Annotated in this window: 21 protein-coding genes; 16 read left to right on the top strand and 5 right to left on the bottom strand. The window is 53.4% G+C overall.

The annotated features are described in order from the left end of the window. The first annotated feature begins 3 nt into the window (after window positions 1-3). From ACLJQD_RS03095 to csiR, 7 genes are all read left to right on the top strand, one after another. Window positions 4-1518 carry a tripartite tricarboxylate transporter permease gene (locus tag ACLJQD_RS03095; RefSeq protein ID WP_017441165.1) on the top strand — a complete coding sequence of 505 codons (1515 nt, stop codon included), beginning with the start codon at window positions 4-6 and terminating at the stop codon, window positions 1516-1518. A 302-nt stretch (window positions 1519-1820) separates the two neighbouring features. Beyond that, window positions 1821-2798 (top strand): glutarate dioxygenase GlaH, encoded by a 978-nt coding sequence (glaH, locus tag ACLJQD_RS03090; protein WP_000993096.1) that lies wholly within the window; start codon window positions 1821-1823, stop codon window positions 2796-2798. Window positions 2799-2823: 25 nt separating this feature from the next. Then, window positions 2824-4092, top strand: a complete 1269-nt coding sequence (gene lhgO, locus ACLJQD_RS03085; RefSeq protein ID WP_017441164.1) for an L-2-hydroxyglutarate oxidase — start codon at window positions 2824-2826, stop codon at window positions 4090-4092. Between the two features lie 21 nt (window positions 4093-4113). Continuing rightward, window positions 4114-5562, top strand: coding sequence for an NADP-dependent succinate-semialdehyde dehydrogenase (gene gabD, locus ACLJQD_RS03080; RefSeq protein WP_001176523.1), 1449 nt, complete (start codon window positions 4114-4116; stop codon window positions 5560-5562). A gap of 14 nt (window positions 5563-5576) precedes the next feature. Beyond that, window positions 5577-6860 (top strand): 4-aminobutyrate--2-oxoglutarate transaminase, encoded by a 1284-nt coding sequence (gene gabT / locus ACLJQD_RS03075; protein WP_017441163.1) that lies wholly within the window; start codon window positions 5577-5579, stop codon window positions 6858-6860. A gap of 130 nt (window positions 6861-6990) precedes the next feature. Then, window positions 6991-8391, top strand: coding sequence for a GABA permease (gene gabP, locus ACLJQD_RS03070; protein WP_000531282.1), 1401 nt, complete (start codon window positions 6991-6993; stop codon window positions 8389-8391). 41 nt (window positions 8392-8432) lie between these two features. Continuing rightward, window positions 8433-9110, top strand: a complete 678-nt coding sequence (gene csiR, locus ACLJQD_RS03065; protein WP_000126152.1) for a DNA-binding transcriptional regulator CsiR — start codon at window positions 8433-8435, stop codon at window positions 9108-9110. A 21-nt stretch (window positions 9111-9131) separates the two neighbouring features. Here csiR and lysM read toward each other — a convergent pair whose 3' ends face one another. Together lysM and ACLJQD_RS03055 are read right to left on the bottom strand one after the other, a co-directional pair. Then, the gene (lysM, locus tag ACLJQD_RS03060; RefSeq protein ID WP_000522406.1) at window positions 9132-9581 is read right to left on the bottom strand and encodes a peptidoglycan-binding protein LysM; all 450 of its coding nucleotides are present in this window, start codon (window positions 9579-9581) and stop codon (window positions 9132-9134) included. A gap of 99 nt (window positions 9582-9680) precedes the next feature. After that, a complete protein-coding gene (locus ACLJQD_RS03055; protein ID WP_000508175.1) occupies window positions 9681-9839 on the bottom strand; it encodes a YqaE/Pmp3 family membrane protein in 159 nt (52 codons plus the stop codon). A 182-nt stretch (window positions 9840-10021) separates the two neighbouring features. On the opposite strand from ACLJQD_RS03055, the gene ACLJQD_RS03050 reads away from it, so the two are divergent. The 3 genes from ACLJQD_RS03050 to ACLJQD_RS03040 all read left to right on the top strand — a co-directional run bounded on the left by ACLJQD_RS03050 (window position 10022) and on the right by ACLJQD_RS03040 (window position 11116). Further along, window positions 10022-10321 carry an ArsR/SmtB family transcription factor gene (locus ACLJQD_RS03050; protein ID WP_017441162.1) on the top strand — a complete coding sequence of 100 codons (300 nt, stop codon included), beginning with the start codon at window positions 10022-10024 and terminating at the stop codon, window positions 10319-10321. A gap of 9 nt (window positions 10322-10330) precedes the next feature. Further along, window positions 10331-10858: a rhodanese family protein gene (locus ACLJQD_RS03045; RefSeq protein WP_000022011.1), complete on the top strand. Its 528-nt coding sequence runs from the start codon at window positions 10331-10333 to the stop codon at window positions 10856-10858. A 78-nt stretch (window positions 10859-10936) separates the two neighbouring features. Then, a complete protein-coding gene (locus ACLJQD_RS03040) occupies window positions 10937-11116 on the top strand; it encodes a hypothetical protein (RefSeq protein ID WP_000494943.1) in 180 nt (59 codons plus the stop codon). 89 nt (window positions 11117-11205) lie between these two features. On the opposite strand, the gene stpA is transcribed toward ACLJQD_RS03040, so the two are convergent. After that, entirely contained in the window at window positions 11206-11607 is a 402-nt protein-coding gene (stpA, locus tag ACLJQD_RS03035; RefSeq protein WP_001051100.1) for a DNA-binding protein StpA, read from the bottom strand. Window positions 11608-12505: 898 nt separating this feature from the next. Here stpA and alaE point away from each other — a divergent pair. Next, window positions 12506-12955, top strand: coding sequence for an L-alanine exporter AlaE (gene alaE / locus ACLJQD_RS03030; protein ID WP_000492669.1), 450 nt, complete (start codon window positions 12506-12508; stop codon window positions 12953-12955). Between the two features lie 34 nt (window positions 12956-12989). Here the strand turns inward: alaE and ACLJQD_RS03025 are convergent, their stop codons facing one another. After that, a complete protein-coding gene (locus tag ACLJQD_RS03025) occupies window positions 12990-13340 on the bottom strand; it encodes a DUF2002 family protein (protein ID WP_000281304.1) in 351 nt (116 codons plus the stop codon). Window positions 13341-13501: 161 nt separating this feature from the next. On the opposite strand from ACLJQD_RS03025, the gene ACLJQD_RS03020 reads away from it, so the two are divergent. After that, window positions 13502-13828 carry a DUF883 domain-containing protein gene (locus ACLJQD_RS03020; protein ID WP_001519557.1) on the top strand — a complete coding sequence of 109 codons (327 nt, stop codon included), beginning with the start codon at window positions 13502-13504 and terminating at the stop codon, window positions 13826-13828. 83 nt (window positions 13829-13911) lie between these two features. On the opposite strand, the gene ACLJQD_RS03015 is transcribed toward ACLJQD_RS03020, so the two are convergent. Continuing rightward, window positions 13912-15246 carry a PLP-dependent aminotransferase family protein gene (locus tag ACLJQD_RS03015; protein ID WP_017441161.1) on the bottom strand — a complete coding sequence of 445 codons (1335 nt, stop codon included), beginning with the start codon at window positions 15244-15246 and terminating at the stop codon, window positions 13912-13914. Window positions 15247-15334: 88 nt separating this feature from the next. Between ACLJQD_RS03015 and ACLJQD_RS03010 the strand changes: the two genes are divergently transcribed. The 4 genes from ACLJQD_RS03010 (at window position 15335) to nrdE (ending at window position 18807) form a co-directional block, all read left to right on the top strand. Beyond that, window positions 15335-15766, top strand: coding sequence for a carboxymuconolactone decarboxylase family protein (locus ACLJQD_RS03010; RefSeq protein WP_000209808.1), 432 nt, complete (start codon window positions 15335-15337; stop codon window positions 15764-15766). 271 nt (window positions 15767-16037) lie between these two features. Continuing rightward, complete coding sequence (nrdH, locus tag ACLJQD_RS03005) at window positions 16038-16283, top strand: glutaredoxin-like protein NrdH (protein WP_000028870.1); 246 nt, start codon at window positions 16038-16040, stop codon at window positions 16281-16283. Continuing rightward, window positions 16280-16690 carry a class Ib ribonucleoside-diphosphate reductase assembly flavoprotein NrdI gene (nrdI, locus tag ACLJQD_RS03000; RefSeq protein WP_001275401.1) on the top strand — a complete coding sequence of 137 codons (411 nt, stop codon included), beginning with the start codon at window positions 16280-16282 and terminating at the stop codon, window positions 16688-16690. The genes nrdH and nrdI overlap by 4 nt, the downstream gene beginning before the upstream one ends. Next, window positions 16663-18807, top strand: coding sequence for a class 1b ribonucleoside-diphosphate reductase subunit alpha (gene nrdE, locus ACLJQD_RS02995; RefSeq protein ID WP_017441160.1), 2145 nt, complete (start codon window positions 16663-16665; stop codon window positions 18805-18807). The genes nrdI and nrdE overlap by 28 nt, the downstream gene beginning before the upstream one ends. Window positions 18808-18813: the final 6 nt, after the last annotated feature.

Here is an 18813-nt window from a genome sequence, read left to right as displayed (position 1 = left end):
ACGATGGATACCTGGATATATCTTTCTCAGGGTTTTGCGGTGGCGATGACGCCGGAAAACCTGGTTATCGCGTTGATTGGCTGCTTCGTGGGCACGATCGTCGGTCTGCTGCCGGGTCTGGGACCGATCAACGGCGTGGCAATCTTACTGCCGCTGGCCTTTGCGTTGCATCTGCCTGCGGAGTCGGCGCTAATTCTGCTGGCGACGGTGTACATTGGCTGTGAGTATGGCGGCAGGATCTCCTCCATATTGCTCAACGTCCCCGGCGATGCGGCGGCGATCATGACGGCGCTGGACGGTTACCCGATGGCACAGCAAGGGAAAGGCGGCGTAGCGCTGTCGATTTCCGCAGTCAGCTCATTTTTCGGTTCATTAATCGCTATCGGCGGCATCATTCTGTTCGCCCCTTTACTGGCGCAATGGTCGCTGGCCTTCGGTCCGGCGGAATATTTCGCCTTAATGGTTTTTGCCATCGCCTGTCTTGGCAGCATGATGGCGCAAAACCCGCTTAAATCATTTCTGGCAGCGCTGATCGGTCTTGGCCTTGCGACCGTCGGCGTGGACGCCAACACCGGGGTTTATCGCTTTACCTTTGACAGCGTTCATCTTTCCGACGGCGTACAGTTTATCGTCGTGGTGATCGGCCTGTTCTCGGTATCAGAAATACTTTTAATGCTGGAACATACCAGCAGCGGGCAAACAATGGTCCGCAAAACGGGTCGAATGTTGTTCAACCTGAAAGAAGGCGCGCAGTGTATCGGCACCACCCTGCGTTCTTCGGTAATCGGCTTTTTTGTCGGCGTATTGCCCGGCGCCGGGGCGACCATCGCCAGCGCCATTACCTATATGACCGAGAAAAAACTCAGCGGCAACAGCGATAGCTTCGGCAAAGGGGATATTCGCGGCGTCGCGGCGCCGGAGGCGGCAAACAACGCCTCTGCCTGCGGCTCCTTCATCCCGATGCTGACGCTGGGCGTTCCCGGTTCCGGCACTACGGCAGTGATGATGGGGGCGCTGACGCTGTACAACATCACGCCAGGCCCGGCGATGTTCACCGAACAGCCGGATATCGTCTGGGGACTCATCGCTGCGCTGCTGATTGCGAACGTGATGCTGCTGATCATGAATATCCCGTTGATCGGTCTGTTCACCCGTATGCTCACCATTCCGCTGTGGTTCCTGGTACCCGCCATCGCTGCCGTATCGGCGGTAGGGGTGTATGCGGTACACAGCACCACCTTCGATCTGGTGCTGATGGTCGCGCTCGGCGTGTTAGGGTACATTTTACGTAAAATGCACTTCCCCATGTCGCCGCTGATCCTGGGATTCGTACTGGGGGAAATGCTGGAGCAGAACCTGCGCCGCGCACTCTCCATCAGTAACGGCAATATGGCGATTTTGTGGCAAAGCGGCGTTGCCAAAGCCCTGCTGATCATGGCGATCATGGTCATTGTCGTACCGCCAATGTTACGTCTGATCCGTAAACACAGCCGTAAACCGCAGGTTGACGCCGGTTAATTGACTGCTGAAATACGTTGTACTTGTCCGGCCTACGCGCTCATGTGCCAGGCCGGGCAACCCCGCCAGCATCACTCTTTCCATAACTCGCTCATTTTACACCCCTTCTTGCCGTTGTCAGGCTCGTGGCGCCGTTAACCTCACCTTTCGTATTGTTAAATATTTGTTGTTTTTGATCACAATAATTAAACAAAAGCGGTTGTTTCATACGCGTTTCTGGAAAATGTCGATATTTTTAATTTATGGCTACGAAATGAGCATCGCCATGTCTCCCTGACCATCTACCGAGAGGAATGATTCTGATGAATGCACTGACTGCCGTAAAAGCGAACACAGATGATTTAGCCCAACGCCATACTGGTTTCACCCTTGCCCCTTCGGCGCAGTCGCCGCGCCTGCTGGCGTTAACGTTTACGGCGGATACCACAAAACAATTTCTTCATCAGGTTGCGCAGTGGCCGGTGCAGGCGCTGGAATACAAATCTTTCTTACGTTTTAAAATCGGCAAGATCCTCGACGATCTGTGCGGCAATCAGCTACAACCACTGTTGATCAAAACGCTCCTCAACCGTGCACAAGGCGCGCTGTTGATCAGCGCCGAAGGGATCGATGATGTCGCACAGGCAGAAGAGATGGTCAAACTGGCGACGGCGGTGGCGCATCTTATTGGTCGCTCCAACTACGATGCGATGAGCGGCCAGTATTACGCGCGTTTCGTGGTCAAAAACGTCGACAACTCCGACAGTTATCTGCGCCAGCCCCACCGCGTAATGGAACTGCACAATGACGGTACCTATGTTGAGGAGGTGACCGACTACGTGCTGATGATGAAAATCGACGAACAAAATATGGAAGGCGGTAATTCGCTACTGCTGCACCTTGATGACTGGGAACATCTGGAGTCGTTTTTTACCCATCCGCTGGCGCGTCGCGTCATGCGCTGGGCGGCGCCGCCAAGCAAGAATGTTAGCCATGACGTCTGGCACCCGGTGTTTGATGTCGACCAACAAGGCCGCCCGGTCATGCGTTATATCGACCAGTTCGTCCAGCCAAAAGACTTTGAAGAAGGCGTCTGGCTCAGCGAGCTTTCAGACGCGCTGGAAACCAGTCAAAACATCCTCTCCGTGCCGGTACCGGTCGGCAAATTCCTGCTGATTAACAATCTGTTCTGGCTACATGGACGCGATCGTTTTACGCCGCATCCTGACTTGCGTCGCGAACTGATGCGCCAGCGCGGTTACTTCGCCTACGCCGCCAGCCATTATCAAACTCACCAATAAGCGCCACGGCGAAGGAATTACGCGGATGTATGATTTTGTGATTATCGGCGGCGGCATTATCGGCATGTCGACCGCCATGCAACTTATTGATGTCTACCCGGATGCGCGCATCGCGTTGCTGGAAAAAGAGTCCGCGCCAGCCTGCCACCAGACCGGGCATAACAGCGGCGTGATCCATGCCGGGGTGTACTACACGCCCGGCAGCCTCAAAGCGCGATTTTGTCTGGCGGGCAATCAGGCGACCAAAACCTTTTGCGATCAAAACAACATCCGCTACGACACCTGCGGCAAAATGTTGGTCGCCACCTCGGAGCTGGAAATGGCGCGGATGCGCGCGCTATGGGAGCGGACGGCGGCCAACGGCTTAGAGCGCGAGTGGTTAAGCGCGGCGGAGCTGCGTGAACGCGAACCCAATATCATTGGCCTGGGCGGGATTTTTGTCCCTTCCAGCGGGATTGTCAGCTATCGCGATGTCGCGACGGCCATGGCGAGCCGCTTTCAGGCCAAAGGCGGCGAGATCATCTACCATGCCGAGGTCAGCGCGCTAACAGAACATGCCGCTGGCGTTGTCATTCGCACCTCGCAAGGTCGGGAAATCGAAACCGCTACGCTTATCGGCTGTGCAGGACTGATGGCGGATCGGCTGGTCAAAATGCTGGGCGTGGAGCCCGGTTTTATTATCTGCCCTTTCCGCGGCGAGTACTTTCGTCTGGCCCCGCGACACAACCGGATCGTTAACCATTTGATCTACCCGATCCCCGATCCGGCAATGCCGTTTCTCGGCGTCCATCTTACCCGCATGATCGACGGCAGCGTTACGGTCGGGCCGAATGCGGTGCTGGCGCTTAAACGCGAAGGCTACCGTAAGCGCGACGTTTCCTTCACCGACACCCTGGAGATTTTCCGCTCCGCCGGCATTCGCCGCGTACTGCAAAACCATCTGCTTTCCGGGCTGGGCGAGATGAAAAACTCGCTGTGCAAAAGCGGCTATTTGCGGCGAGTACAAAAGTATTGCCCCAGCCTGACCGTCAACGATCTCCAGCCCTGGCCGGCAGGCGTGCGGGCGCAGGCGGTTTCGCCGGACGGCAAACTGATTGATGATTTTCTGTTTGTCACGACGCCGCGTTCCATTCACACCTGTAACGCCCCCTCCCCGGCGGCGACATCAGCGATACCTATCGGCGCGCATATCGTCAGCAAAGTTCAGGCGCTACGCGAAAGCCAGAGCAACCCCGGACGTACGCTGCGTGCGGCACGCAGCGTGGACGCATTACACGCCGCATTTACCCGTTAACCCTTCAGACAGGAAGCAATTATGCAACTTAACGACTCTACCCTGTTCCGCCAGCAGGCCTTTATCGATGGCGACTGGCGCGACGCGCGCGGCGGCGATGTCATCCCCGTGAGCAACCCCGCCAACGGGAAACCGCTCGGCAATGTGCCCAAAATGGGGGCGGAAGAGACGCGCGACGCCATCGACGCCGCCAATCGCGCCCTGCCCGCCTGGCGAGCGCTCACCGCCAAAGAGCGAGCCAATATCCTGCGTCGCTGGTTCAATCTGATGATGGAACATCAGGACGATTTGGCGCGTCTGATGACGCTGGAACAGGGTAAACCGCTGGCGGAAGCGAAAGGCGAAATTAGCTACGCCGCCTCGTTTATTGAATGGTTCGCCGAAGAGGGGAAGCGTATCTATGGCGACACGATTCCAGGTCATCAGGCCGATAAACGGCTGCTGGTGATTAAACAGCCCATCGGCGTCACCGCCGCGATTACCCCGTGGAACTTTCCCTCGGCAATGATCACCCGTAAAGCCGGCCCCGCGCTGGCCGCAGGCTGCACAATGGTACTCAAACCCGCCAGCCAGACGCCGTTTTCCGCGCTGGCGCTGGCGGAACTGGCCCGGCGCGCCGGAATTCCCGCAGGCGTATTTAACGTCGTTACCGGTTCGGCAGGCGATATTGGCGGCGAGCTGACCAGCAACCCGCTGGTACGCAAACTGTCGTTTACCGGCTCGACGGAGATTGGCCGCCAGCTAATGGAACAATGCGCCAAAGACATTAAAAAAGTGTCGCTGGAGTTGGGCGGCAATGCGCCGTTTATCGTCTTTGACGATGCCGATCTGGATAAAGCCGTCGAAGGCGCGCTGGCTTCGAAGTTTCGCAACGCCGGGCAGACCTGTGTCTGCGCCAATAGATTGTATGTTCAGGACGGCGTTTACGATCGTTTTGCGGAAAAACTCAACCAGGCGGTAAATAAGCTCGCGGTCGGCGACGGCCTGCAAGCCGACGTCGCTATCGGGCCGCTGATTGATGAAAAAGCCGTGGCGAAAGTCCAGGAGCATATCGCCGACGCGCTGGAAAAAGGCGCCCGCGTCATTACGGGCGGTGAAGCGCACAAATTGGGCGGCAACTTCTTTCAACCGACCATTCTGGCGGATGTTCCTGATAACGCGAAAGTCGCCAAAGAAGAGACATTCGGGCCGCTCGCGCCTCTGTTCCGCTTCAGCGACGAGGCGGATGTCATCAGGCAGGCTAACGATACCGAGTTCGGCCTGGCAGCCTATTTTTATGCACGCGATTTAAGCCGCGTTTTCCGCGTCGGCGAAGCGCTGGAATACGGCATCGTCGGTATTAATACCGGCATTATCTCCAACGAAGTCGCGCCTTTCGGCGGTATTAAGGCCTCCGGATTAGGCCGTGAAGGTTCCAAATACGGCATCGAAGATTATTTAGAAATCAAATATATGTGCATCGGCCTTTAACAGGAGAGTCGCTAATGAATACCAATAACGCTTTAATGCAGCGCCGCCATAACGCCGTTCCTCGCGGCGTGGGGCAGATTCACCCGATTTTCGCCGAGCGGGCGGAAAATTGTCGGGTCTGGGATGTCGAAGGCCGTGAGTATCTCGATTTCGCGGGCGGCATTGCCGTCCTGAACACTGGTCATTTACATCCGGGCATTGTTTCAGCGGTCGAAGCGCAGTTGAAGAAATTGTCGCATACCTGTTTTCAGGTGCTGGCCTATGAACCGTACCTGGCGTTGTGCGAACGCATGAACCAGAAGGTACCGGGCGATTTCGCCAAAAAAACGTTGCTGGTCACGACCGGTTCAGAAGCGGTTGAAAACGCGGTGAAAATCGCCCGCGCGGCGACAAAACGCAGCGGCGCTATCGCGTTTAGCGGCGCTTACCACGGTCGTACCCACTACACGCTCTCTCTGACCGGGAAAGTACACCCGTACTCTGCTGGTATGGGATTGATGCCAGGCCATGTCTACCGCGCGCTTTATCCTTGCCCGCTACACAACATCAGCGACGACGACGCGATCGCCAGCATTGAACGCATCTTTAAAAATGATGCCGCGCCGGAAGATATCGCCGCCATTATTATTGAGCCGGTACAGGGCGAAGGCGGATTTTACGCCGCCTCTCCCGCGTTTATGCAGCGACTGCGCGCGCTATGCGACCAACACGGCATTATGTTGATTGCCGACGAAGTGCAAAGCGGCGCGGGCCGGACCGGTACGCTGTTCGCCATGGAACAGATGGGCGTTGCGGCAGATATTACCACGTTTGCGAAATCGATCGCCGGCGGCTTTCCGCTGGCAGGCGTTACCGGCCGGGCAGACGTGATGGACGCTATCGCGCCGGGCGGGCTGGGCGGCACCTATGCCGGAAACCCGATTGCCTGCGCCGCCGCGCTGGCGGTACTGGACATTTTCGAGCAGGAAAATTTACTGCAAAAGGCGAATACGCTTGGCAAAACGCTGCGCGATGGCCTGATGGAGATAGCGGAAACGCACCGTGAGATTGGCGACGTGCGCGGACTGGGCGCCATGATCGCCATTGAGTTGTTTGAAAATGGCGACCCCGGCAAACCGAACGCGGCTCTGACCGCCGACATTGTGACCCGCGCCCGCGAGAAAGGGTTAATTCTGCTCTCCTGCGGTCCTTACTACAACATCTTGCGCATCCTCGTTCCACTCACTATTGAGGCCTCGCAGATTCGACAAGGCCTGGAGATTATCGCCCGGTGCTTTGATGAGGCGAAACAAGCGTAATGTCCAATAAGCAGCGTCGGATGGCGACGTAACTGTCTTATCCGGCCTACAAAAACCGTTTCGATTGTAGGCCGAATTAAGCCAGGCGCCATCCGGTAAACGAGCGCAATAACAATAAAGAGGTTTTAGGATGGGGCAATTGTCAGAATCACATGCATTAGGGGGCGGGCTGAAATCACGCCACGTCACCATGTTATCGATCGCCGGCGTCATCGGCGCCAGCCTGTTTGTCGGTTCCAGCGTGGCGATTGCGGAGGCCGGCCCTGCGGTACTGCTGGCCTATCTGTTCGCAGGACTTTTAGTCGTCATGATTATGCGAATGCTGGCTGAAATGGCCGTCGCCACGCCGGATACCGGTTCTTTTTCCACCTATGCGGATAAAGCGATCGGCCCCTGGGCCGGGTATACCATCGGCTGGTTATACTGGTGGTTTTGGGTGCTGGTTATTCCGCTGGAGGCCAATATTGCCGCCATTATTCTGAATTCATGGATACCGGGTATTCCGGTGTGGCTATTTTCATTAGTGATTACGCTTGCCTTAACCGGAAGCAATTTATTGAGCGTCAAAAATTACGGCGAATTCGAATTCTGGCTGGCGCTATGTAAAGTAATTGCCATTCTGGCGTTTATCGCGCTGGGCGCGACGGCGATTAGCGGTTTTTATCCGTATGCTGAGGTAAGCGGTATCTCCCGGCTCTGGGATCACGGCGGTTTTATGCCTAACGGCTTCGGTGCGGTGTTAAGCGCCATGTTGATCACCATGTTCTCTTTTATGGGCGCGGAAATCGTCACTATTGCTGCCGCGGAATCCGATACGCCGGATAAACATATCGTACGCGCCACCAATTCTGTTATCTGGCGAATTTCCATCTTTTACCTGTGTTCCATTTTTGTGGTGGTGGCGCTGATCCCGTGGAATATGCCGGGTCTGAAAAGCGTAGGTTCGTACCGCTCGGTACTGGAGCTGCTTCATATTCCGCACGCAAAATTCATTATGGACTGCGTGATTTTGTTGTCGGTGACCAGTTGTCTGAACTCCGCATTATATACCGCCTCCCGGATGCTCTATTCCCTTAGCCGCCGCGGCGATGCGCCTGCGATAATGGGAAAAACTAACCGTAGCAAAACGCCCTGGGTAGCGGTTCTCCTCTCTACCGGCGCGGCCTTTTTAACCGTTATTGTCAATTATTATGCCCCGGCAAAAGTGTTTAAATTTCTTATCGACAGTTCCGGCGCCATCGCGCTGCTGGTCTATCTGGTGATTGCGATTTCGCAATTGCGGATGCGTAAAATTCTGCTGGCGCAGGGCGGAGAAATTAAGCTGAAAATGTGGCTTTATCCGTGGCTCACCTGGCTGGTTATCGGCTTTATCTGCTTTGTCCTGGTGGTGATGCTGTTTCGACCGGCACAGCAACTAGAAGTCATTTCGACCGGGCTGTTAGGGCTGGGCATAATAGGTACTGTCCCCATTATGTCTCGCTGGAAAAAACTGATAAGGTGGCAAAAAGCCCCCCTGCAAAACCTACGTTAGTTATTCCCGGCGTCAGCCGGGAAGCTTCTCAGGAGTAAAAGATGACCGCCCTTTCCCAACCGACGGCCATAGATGGCTATCGCTGGCTTAAAAATGACATTATTCGCGGCACTTATCAGCCGGATGAGAAACTGCGGATGAGTTTATTAACCGCCCGCTATGCGCTTGGCGTAGGGCCGCTGCGCGAGGCGCTGTCACAACTGGTGGCGGAACGGCTGGTCACCGTGGTGAATCAAAAAGGCTATCGCGTGGCGTCCATGTCAGAGGCGGAACTCCTCGATATTTTTGACGCGCGCGCCAATATGGAAGCGATGCTGGTACGCCTGGCGATTGAACGCGGCGATGATGCGTGGGAGGCGGAGATCCTGGCGCGAGCGCATATGCTCAGTAAACTGGAAGCCAGCGATGCCAGTGAACATATGCTTGATGAATGGGATCAGCGCCACCAGGCGTTTCATTCCGCCATTGTCGCCGGGTGCGGCTCCCATTACTTGCTACAGATGCGCGAACGCTTATTTGACCTGGCGGCCCGCTACCGCTTTATTTGGTTACGTGAAACCGTTCTGTCCGTCGAGATGCTGGAAGATAAACATATCCAGCATCACACGCTAACCGAAGCGATACTGGCGCGCGAGGCGGCACGCGCCAGCGAATTAATGCGTCAGCATTTGCTGACGCCGATTCCCATTATTCGCCAGGCGATGGCAGGAAAAATGTAGTCTGGCGCGGCCTGATAGCCATTATTCTTCAGGAATACGCAACACTTGTCCCGGATATATTTTTTCCGGGCTTTTCAGCATCGGTTTATTTGCCTCGAAGATTTTATTATACAGATTGGCGTTACCATACACTTGCTTTGAAATAGCGCTCAGGGTGTCGCCTGATTTTACGGTATAAAACTGACTTTCAGCCGCTGGCGTCGTGGTTTTAACCTGATCGTCAACGCTGCTAATCCCGGCGATATTCCCCACGGCAACCAGAATTTTTTCTTTTGCCTCCTGACTCAGCCCATCACCCGTCACTGTCGCTTTTCCATCAGCAATTTGCACATTCACTTTGTCAGCGTCGGGTATTCCCGTTTTATTTAAATGTTCCTGGACTTTTTTCGCCTGATCGTCCTTATCATGATTAGCGGTTACCGCGTCCCAGAGTTTTTCACCTGCATCTTTTACAAAATTGAAAAGTCCCATATTCACCTCGCTTGTCAAAAATACACACAAAGAAAAGTGTAGCAGAGGGAATGAGGTTATCCTGATAAGCGGCGCTTATGCGCCGCCGGTGGCCGGTAATTAATGACGCATCTGAACCCAAAATGCGTGGATAAGCCCCGGAATATATCCGAGTAATGTCAGCAGGATATTAAGGATAAATGCCCAACCGAACCCTTTTCCTAAAAGTACGCCGAGCGGAGGCAAAATAATCGTAAATACAATTCTCCAGAAACCCATATACACTCCATACAAGCAAAATTAGTCATTGTTTAAAAAGAGATTTTATCTCTAAGCATAGTCAGTTTACCTGAGCCTGCCAGTCACGCGCCGCGCTTTTACCCTCCTTTACGCTCTTTACGCTGGCATTAGGTTGACGTTTATTTTAGAATTAACTAAATTTAGAAAATGCTTAAATAACTATGACAGAGCTTGAACAACTTCAGTCCAGCGCAGAACAGGCGGCGGCCCTGCTCAAAGCGATGAGCCACCCAAAAAGATTACTGATTTTATGTATGCTTTGCGGTTCGCCAAAAACCAGCGCAGGCGAACTGGCGCGCATTACCGGGCTAAGCCCCTCCGCGACGTCGCAACATCTGGCGCGGATGCGAGAAGAAGGGCTGATTGATAGTCAACGCGATGCCCAGCGCATTCACTATTTCATTAAAAATGAGGCGGTTAATACGCTTATCGCCACGTTAAAGAATCTCTATTGTCCATAAGGAGGCACGATGTCCATTGGGATAGTTTCCCCCCGTGAGGCGCAAGCGCTGATAGCGCAAGGCGCGAAACTGATTGATGTGCGCGACGCCGATGAATATCTGCGCGAGCATATTCCACATGCGCAACTGGCGCCGCTCTCCCGGCTTGAACAGGGCGATTTGCCCGCCAACCTGCGAGCGGAACAGATTATTTTTCACTGTCAGTCAGGTAAACGAACCAGTAGCAATGCAGCAAAACTACAGGCCATTGCCGCCCCTGCTCAGGTCAGTCTACTGGAAGGCGGTATCGATGGATGGAAAGCGGCAGGATTGCCCGTCACAGAAGACAAATCGCAACCGTTGCCGCTGATGCGTCAGGTGCAAATCGCCGCCGGCGGGTTGACGTTGCTTGGGGTGATTCTGGGCTATACGGTCCACGGCGGCTTTTTCCTCATTAGCGGTTTTGTCGGGGCCGGGTTAATGCTGGCAGGCATGACCGGCTTCTGCGGAATGGCGCGACTACTGGAAAAAATGCCCTGGAATACCCGTACTCATTAAGCGGTACCTTCACCGCGCGTCGGTAGGTGTGTAGTAGACTGAAGGCGGGTTTATACCATTGTTCAACAGGAGAGCGTGATGTTCACACCAGGCGATATCGTACAGCCCCGAATGGGTGGGCCGAAACTGAAAGTGATTGAAGTCAACGAGGATCATATTGTCGCGGTACAGGTCGGTAATGAGCAGGGCGAAAAATTGATCCTCAAAGCGGCAGATGTCACCCCCTATTGCGAAGAGGGCGATTTTGGCGTGTGCTGATTTATCAGAATGAGCATGGCGCAACGTTCCCTGAGTCCCGGTTAATAGAGACAGGAAACGAAGCGCCATCTGTTAAAGGTTATCCGTGATTAGATTAAGAAATCATCCAGAGATTTCCCCGCCGCCAGCGCCTGGGCAATCGGTTTAGGCGTACGACCTTGTCCGGTCCAGGTTTTTTCTTCGCCATTGAAATCAGTAAAACGATATTTTGCCGGACGCGGCTGGCGCTTTTTAGCAGAACGCGGCATTGCTGAATCCATGGCAAATAACTCTTCCGGGTTAATACCGTCTGCTTTCATCAGCTCCAGAAAGGCATTAATTTTCTCCTGCTTCTCGGCAAGCTGGCGTTGCTGCAATTCTTCTTCTTCGCGTCTTTCTTTAGTGACAACCCTGAATTTTTCGAGCATTTCTTCAAGAACGTCAATGGAGAATTCGCGAGCCATAGCGCGCAGCGTGCGGATATTATTTAAGTTCTGTAACATCAAATTCATATCAATAAAAACCTTTTAACGCAGAAAACAAAAACTATTACAGGCGGTATTGTATGCGATTATTGATTATATTTCCAGATCCTAAAGTTCATACAGATATACTCAGTATAACTCGATTAATTATATTAATCTGTTAACCAGAAGGTTATATTCATTACCCCCTGTGTGTTTCAGGTTATTCTGCCTACGGTATATCTGTAGGTTTCCCGTTCGGCTGTTTATACCCTTCATTCTTCAAGTTGCTTATGTGTTGGCTACGGATTACCCGGCCCATCCATGGGCCTCGCCCTGACGGGTCGTCGCACGCGACGTTCAAATCTGCTCCCGGCAGATTTGTCGCTCCCCACAGTCACATCGTTATCTATACTCCTGGGGACTCACTCCCTTGCCGCCTTTAAGCAACTCGAAATCCATAGCGTATATAGCGTATTGCGTATCTCAGTAACCACGGTGACCCTCACGGTGGCTGACCTTATACAGAAGTGAATATTTCAGCACAATAAGAGATTAACTATTCAAAAATCATCATCAGAGCTTTATGCTAAAAATCAGCCTGCAATAGCTATAATTATGCTGAGAAAAGTAGAGCGCGTGCCGTTAGCCGAGAATACATCGCATCTGACAACATTTGGAATGTGGCTGAAAATCGCCAGAAAAACAATGCATTATAATGCATTGATTTAAAAGTAATTAATGACTAACAACAACGAAAATCTCGCCGCGAGCAAAAAACACACAATCCCAGAGTATTTTATCGACAAAAAGCCTATAAATAAAAATATTACACTAGTTGATAGTTATTATATAGGGATATACTCTATGCAAAGACAAAAGTGCTTTATGATTTCACTACCAACCATCACCTCATTCTGATCGATACGCTACAAGGAGCATTAACATGTTCTCTCCACAGTCACGCTTGCGTCATGCCGTAGCAGACACGTTTGCGATGGTTGTTTACTGTTCTGTTGTGAACATGTTGATCGAGATATTCCTCTCCGGAATGAGCTTTGAGCAGTCGCTTTCTTCCAGGCTGGTGGCGATACCTGTCAACATTTTGATTGCATGGCCATACGGCGTTTACCGCGATCTGATTATGCGCGTCGCGCGTAAGGCAAGCCCGGCGGGATGGGCCAAAAACCTGGCGGATGTATTGGCTTATGTCACCTTTCAGTCACCCGTTTATATTATCATCTTGCTGACCGTCGGTGCCGGCTGGCATCAGATAGTGGCCGCCGTGAGTTCAAACATTGTTGTTTCAATGTTAATGGGCGCGGTTTATGGCTACTTCCTGGATTATTGTCGCCGCCTGTTTAAAGTGAGCAGCTATCATCAGGCTAAGGCGTAAGCTAGCGTCGCGACTGGCATTGCCAGTCGCGCTTTTAGTCGCTTTTTTCGTCGCCAAAAAGCCCATTCAGATAACGTTCTAACGCTATTCGGGAGCTAAAGCCGTGGGGAATACCGTAATGTTCGTGGGTCTCGCCGCCTAAATAGAGCGGAAAATTTTGGTAGTGATCGCAGGTCTTAATATCCGAAGCCGGGTCAGCCAGTGATGAGCTACGGTCTTTTAATCTGGGATGAATGATCAGTGCGGTACGCCCCATACGCGCCTCGCGGTTAACATAAACATAATTCTCGCCGCGTCGATAACCATACGTCTTATTCGTCACCACATCGACGGTAAACCCTGCCTTTTCCAGTACCCGCGCCACCTCGTCAGGTCGTAAATACATATTTTATCCTCATTCTCTTGTACTGCGGGCTTACCTTACCCGATAGCGCGTTATCAACGCTTTCAGAAAAGTCCAGAAACGCATGATATCGCCGTAACAAGCCTCAGCAGGTAAAAATATGAACTACACTGAAAGCTACATCGAAATCAATGGAGGATCATATGCTTAACAAACCGAACCGAAACGACGTCGATGATGGTGTTCAGGATATTCAGAATGATGTCAATCGATTAGCCGACAGTCTGGAAGATGTCCTTAAATCCTGGGGAAGCGATGCGAAAGACGAAGCCGAGGCTGCGCGACGTAAAGCACAGGCGTTGTTGAAAGAGACCCGGGCGCGGATGCAGGGTCGTACTCGCGTAAAACAAGCCGCCTGTGATGCGATGGGGTGCGCGGATACGTTTGTGCGTGAAAAACCCTGGTGTAGCGTAGGAACCGCCGCAGCGGTAGGGATTTTTATCGGGGCGCTGCTTAGCCTGCGTCGCTAACGACGTGCGCTGCCGGATGGCGACATACTTTATTGGGCCTGCATCATTGCCGCAGGCCCAGGCCGTGCCATTCGGCGAAACGGTTACTGTATCGCCTGTCGAAGCTGCCATGCGACCTGTTTCGCCATGCCAGCGGAAGTAATATTGGTAAACGACAGTAAAATGCCCCCCTTTCCTGACGAAACCACTCGCCAACGGCTTAGCGCCTGTACCGCCAGTCCGGCCTGATTCGCTTTTGCTACCTGCGCTTTATCATCGCCTTCAACCTCAATAACCAATTGAATACCGCCTTTCTGTAATGTCACGACAAATCCTTGTTCTGCCAGCGCCTCTTCAATCCATAACCGTCGCTGAGCATAATGTTGGCGCATCTTTTTCAGATGCCGCCAGAAATGGCCATCACGGATAAAATCAGCCAGCGTGTGCTGCCATAACAACGGTACGCTACAGGGCATCAGCGACGCCTGCTGGCGGAAATGCTCAATCTGCTTTATCGGCACCACCAGCCAGGCGGTACGTAATGCCGGAAAGAGCGACTTACTGAACGTTCCGGCGTAAATCACTCGCTGCGGGGCATCCAGACTCTTGAGCGGCGGAAGCGGTTTACCGTGATAACGAAATTCGCTGTCGTAATCATCTTCAATAATCCAGGCCTGCACATTCGCCGCCCATGCCAGAAGTTGCCGTCGGCGAATTAACGACAGCGCCACCCCCAACGGACTTTGATGGGCGGGCGTCACCAATGCAAAGCGTCCCTGCGGGCAATCCCGCATCCCCGCCGCGACATTCAGCCCATCGGCATCGACCGGAATCGGCGCCAGCGTAATCCCCTCCTGCGTTATCACCGGGCGAATTAACGGAAAGCCGGGATCTTCCACCCACATGCTGTCTCCCGGCACAGACAATGTACGCAGGATTAGCCGCATAGAATCCGCATATCCGGAGGTAATAAATACCTGTTCCGGCAGACATTCAATGCTACGCGAAACCCGCAGGTAATCGACTATCGCCTGGCGCAAAATCGCCTCGCCGCAGACGTCGCCTAATGCCAGATCGAAGCGCGTCTGCGTGCGCAACCGACGTCCCATCACTCGCGCCCACTTCTCGCGTGGAAAGAGATCCAGCGCCGGTAACCCCATCTGAAAGGGTTTCGGTTCCGGACTTTCTCCGGCAAAAACAGCGGGTATCGGCGGCGCCGTCTCAAACCGTAGAGCGTTGCTCACAAACGTGCCTGCCTGGCCACGTCGCTCCAGCCAGCCCTGCGCCACCAGCTCGCCATAGGCATTTTCCACCGTGGCGCGAGAAACGCCCAGTTCCTGCGCCCACGTTCGGCTGGAAGGCAAACGCGTTCCTGGCGCGAGTTCTCCTTGCTCAATGGCCGTTTTTAACTGACGAGCGATGTGCTGATAGCGCGGCATATGGTCTGCTTTTTCTGTAAAAATATGGCTCTCTTTTACAGACCATTATAGTGCTACAGTGCTCGTCATCAACACGAGGAGAAACATGATGACGACGTTACGCCAACCCTATTATGAACTGAGCCCGGAGGTTTATAGCGCTCTGGTGCAGGCGAAAAACGCGCTGGAAAAGAGCACGCTTGACCTCACTCTGATGGAGCTGATTTACCTGCGTGTTTCGCAAATAAATGGCTGTGCATTTTGCCTGGAGATGCACAGTAAAGCGCTGCGTAAGGCTGGCGTAAATCAAGCTAAATTAGATGCGCTGGCAGGATGGCGGGTAAGCCACCATTTCAGCGAGCAAGAGTGCGCGGCGTTAGCCTGGGCGGAATCGGTGACGCACATTGCTGAAACCCACGCCGAAGATAATGTTTACCTGCCGCTGCTCGATCATTTCAGCGCGCGTCAAATCAGCGATCTGACCTTCGCCATCGGTTTAATGAACTGCTTTAACCGTCTGGCGATTGGTATGCGAATGTGACGCATTGTTGCCGGATGGCGCAGATGTCAGCCAACTCTGTTATGCGTCAACCTGCAGGCCGGATCGGGCGTTCACGCCGCCATCCGGCAGAAATTAGCCATGCCGCCCCTACCCCGCTGCGTTCATCAGCGACGTTAAAATCAATCGAAAATTCCCATATCTTGTATGGTTGAATCTTAATTCAACTACATCTAGTATTTCCTGTATCAACACACGACAATCCGACGCGTTTCATCGCGCCGTTTTCTCATTTTAAATGGAAATACGAATCATGAGCATTACTATTTACACTCGCAATAACTGTGTCCAGTGCCACGCCACAAAGCGGGCGATGGAAAGCCGTGGATTTGAATTTGAGATGGTGAACGTCGATCTGGTGCCGGATGCAGCGGATACGCTCCGGGCGCAAGGGTTTCGTCAATTACCGGTGGTGATGGCGGGCGATTTGAGCTGGTCTGGCTTCCGTCCGGACATGATTAACCGTCTGCACCCGACACCCCACGCGGCAAACGCATGAGCGCGCTCGTCTACTTCTCCAGCAGCTCTGAAAATACGCACCGTTTTATGCAGCGTCTGGGGCTGCCCGCCACGCGTATTCCGCTCAATGAACGGGAGCGAATTCAGGTAGACGAACCGTACATTCTGGTTGTGCCGTCATACGGCGGCGGCGGGATGGCCGGTGCGGTGCCGCGACAGGTGATCCGCTTTTTAAATGATGAACACAACCGGGCGCGCATTCGCGGCGTCATCGCCTCCGGTAACCGCAATTTCGGCGATGCCTGGGGATGCGCTGGCGATGTGATAGCACAAAAATGCGGCGTCCCCTGGCTGTACCGCTTTGAGCTCATGGGCACACAACGCGACATCGATAACGTCCGAAAAGGAGTAAATGAATTTTGGCAACAACTACCCCGGAGCGCGTAATGCAGGAAACCATGGATTACCACGCCCTGAACGCGATGCTGAATCTTTATGATAAAGCAGGCCATATTCAGTTCGACAAGGACCAGCAGGCGATCGACGCCTTCTTTGCCGCTCACGTCCGCCCGCATTCCGTGACGTTTGCCAGCCAGCATGAACGTCTGGAGACGCTGGTTCGGGAAGGGTATTACGATGACGCCGTCCTCGCGCGTTACGACCGCGCCTTCGTCCTTCGCCTGTTCGAGCACGCCCATGCCAGCGGCTTTCGCTTCCAGACGTTTCTTGGCGCCTGGAAGTTCTATACCAGTTACACGCTGAAAACCTTCGACGGCAAACGTTATCTGGAACACTTTGAAGATCGGGTGACAATGGTGGCGTTGACGCTGGCGCAGGGTGACGAAACGCTGGCCACCCAACTGACCGATGAAATGCTTTCTGGTCGCTTTCAGCCCGCCACCCCGACTTTTTTAAATTGCGGCAAACAGCAGCGTGGGGAACTGGTCTCCTGCTTCCTGCTCCGTATCGAAGACAATATGGAGTCGATCGGGCGAGCGGTGAATTCGGCGCTGCAACTCTCCAAACGCGGCGGCGGCGTCGCGTTTTTACTCTCCAATCTGCGCGAGGCGGGCGCGCCGATCAAACGCATTGAGAATCAGTCTTCCGGCGTGATCCCGGTGATGAAAATGCTGGAAGACGCATTTTCGTATGCCAACCAGCTTGGCGCGCGCCAGGGGGCCGGCGCGGTTTATCTCCATGCGCACCACCCGGATATTCTGCGTTTTCTGGATACCAAACGGGAAAATGCTGACGAAAAAATCCGGATCAAAACGCTCTCTCTCGGCGTGGTGATCCCGGATGTCACCTTCCGGCTGGCGAAAGAAAACGCGCAAATGGCGCTCTTTTCGCCCTATGACGTACAACGACGCTACGGCAAACCGTTTGGCGATATCGCCATTAGCGAACGGTACGATGAATTAATTGCCGATCCGCACGTGCGCAAAACCTATATTAACGCCCGTGACTTTTTTCAAACACTGGCGGAGATTCAGTTCGAATCCGGGTATCCCTACATCATGTTTGAAGATACGGTAAACCGCGCGAATCCTATTGCTGGTCGCATTAATATGAGCAACCTGTGCTCGGAAATTTTACAGGTCAATAGCGCCTCCCGTTACGACGATAACCTTGACTATACCCACATCGGGCATGACATTTCCTGCAATCTCGGCTCGCTGAATATCGCTCACGTCATGGATTCACCGGACATTGGTCGTACCGTAGAAACCGCTATTCGCGGCCTGACGGCGGTGTCGGACATGAGCCATATACGCAGCGTACCCTCAATAGCCGCCGGTAATGCCGCCTCTCATGCCATCGGTCTGGGCCAGATGAATCTGCATGGCTATCTGGCGAGAGAAGGCATTGCCTACGGTTCGCCGGAGGCGTTGGATTTCACCAATTTCTATTTTTACACCATTACCTGGCATGCCGTGCATACTTCAATGCGGCTGGCCCGCGAACGCGGCAAAACCTTCGCCGGATTTGCGCAGTCGTGCTATGCCAGCGGCGACTATTTTACGCAGTATTTACAGGACGACTGGCAACCGAAAACGGCGAAAGTCAGAACGCTATTTGCCCGCAGCGGCATTACGCTGCCCACACGAGAAATGTGGCTAAAGCTGCGCGACGATGTGATGCGCTATGGCATCTATAACCAAAATTTGCAGGCGGTGCCGCCGACCGGTTCGATTTCTTACATTAATCATGCGACCTCCAGCATTCATCCGATTGTGGCCAAAATTGAGATTCGCAAAGAGGGCAAAACCGGGCGTGTGTATTACCCCGCGCCGTTTATGACCAATGAAAACCTGGACATGTATCAGGATGCTTACGATATCGGTCCGGAAAAAATTATTGATACCTATGCCGAGGCCACGCGCCACGTCGATCAAGGGCTGTCGCTCACCCTGTTTTTCCCCGATACCGCCACGACCCGCGATATCAACAAAGCGCAGATCTATGCCTGGCGAAAAGGTATTAAGTCACTGTATTACATCCGGCTTCGCCAGTTGGCGCTGGAAGGTACTGAAATTGAAGGCTGCGTATCCTGCGCGCTATAAGGAAAG

It is taken from the genome of Salmonella sp. SAL04214 (assembly GCF_046550615.1).
GTDB classification, from domain to species: domain Bacteria; phylum Pseudomonadota; class Gammaproteobacteria; order Enterobacterales; family Enterobacteriaceae; genus Salmonella; species Salmonella enterica.
The sequence above is the reverse complement of the archived record's forward strand: the minus strand, read 5'-3'. Positions and strand labels throughout refer to the sequence as shown.

What these genes read in the sequence shown, in the direction of transcription:
- ACLJQD_RS03095 (WP_017441165.1), top strand. Translation starts at nt 4, where the DNA reads ATGGATACCTGGATATATCTTTCTCAGGGTTTTGCGGTGGCGATGACG.
- glaH (WP_000993096.1), top strand. Translation starts at nt 1,821, where the DNA reads ATGAATGCACTGACTGCCGTAAAAGCGAACACAGATGATTTAGCCCAA.
- lhgO (WP_017441164.1), top strand. Translation starts at nt 2,824, where the DNA reads ATGTATGATTTTGTGATTATCGGCGGCGGCATTATCGGCATGTCGACC.
- gabD (WP_001176523.1), top strand. Translation starts at nt 4,114, where the DNA reads ATGCAACTTAACGACTCTACCCTGTTCCGCCAGCAGGCCTTTATCGAT.
- gabT (WP_017441163.1), top strand. Translation starts at nt 5,577, where the DNA reads ATGAATACCAATAACGCTTTAATGCAGCGCCGCCATAACGCCGTTCCT.
- gabP (WP_000531282.1), top strand. Translation starts at nt 6,991, where the DNA reads ATGGGGCAATTGTCAGAATCACATGCATTAGGGGGCGGGCTGAAATCA.
- csiR (WP_000126152.1), top strand. Translation starts at nt 8,433, where the DNA reads ATGACCGCCCTTTCCCAACCGACGGCCATAGATGGCTATCGCTGGCTT.
- lysM (WP_000522406.1), bottom strand. Translation starts at nt 9,581, where the DNA reads ATGGGACTTTTCAATTTTGTAAAAGATGCAGGTGAAAAACTCTGGGAC.
- ACLJQD_RS03055 (WP_000508175.1), bottom strand. Translation starts at nt 9,839, where the DNA reads ATGGGTTTCTGGAGAATTGTATTTACGATTATTTTGCCTCCGCTCGGC.
- ACLJQD_RS03050 (WP_017441162.1), top strand. Translation starts at nt 10,022, where the DNA reads ATGACAGAGCTTGAACAACTTCAGTCCAGCGCAGAACAGGCGGCGGCC.
- ACLJQD_RS03045 (WP_000022011.1), top strand. Translation starts at nt 10,331, where the DNA reads ATGTCCATTGGGATAGTTTCCCCCCGTGAGGCGCAAGCGCTGATAGCG.
- ACLJQD_RS03040 (WP_000494943.1), top strand. Translation starts at nt 10,937, where the DNA reads ATGTTCACACCAGGCGATATCGTACAGCCCCGAATGGGTGGGCCGAAA.
- stpA (WP_001051100.1), bottom strand. Translation starts at nt 11,607, where the DNA reads ATGAATTTGATGTTACAGAACTTAAATAATATCCGCACGCTGCGCGCT.
- alaE (WP_000492669.1), top strand. Translation starts at nt 12,506, where the DNA reads ATGTTCTCTCCACAGTCACGCTTGCGTCATGCCGTAGCAGACACGTTT.
- ACLJQD_RS03025 (WP_000281304.1), bottom strand. Translation starts at nt 13,340, where the DNA reads ATGTATTTACGACCTGACGAGGTGGCGCGGGTACTGGAAAAGGCAGGG.
- ACLJQD_RS03020 (WP_001519557.1), top strand. Translation starts at nt 13,502, where the DNA reads ATGCTTAACAAACCGAACCGAAACGACGTCGATGATGGTGTTCAGGAT.
- ACLJQD_RS03015 (WP_017441161.1), bottom strand. Translation starts at nt 15,246, where the DNA reads ATGCCGCGCTATCAGCACATCGCTCGTCAGTTAAAAACGGCCATTGAG.
- ACLJQD_RS03010 (WP_000209808.1), top strand. Translation starts at nt 15,335, where the DNA reads ATGACGACGTTACGCCAACCCTATTATGAACTGAGCCCGGAGGTTTAT.
- nrdH (WP_000028870.1), top strand. Translation starts at nt 16,038, where the DNA reads ATGAGCATTACTATTTACACTCGCAATAACTGTGTCCAGTGCCACGCC.
- nrdI (WP_001275401.1), top strand. Translation starts at nt 16,280, where the DNA reads ATGAGCGCGCTCGTCTACTTCTCCAGCAGCTCTGAAAATACGCACCGT.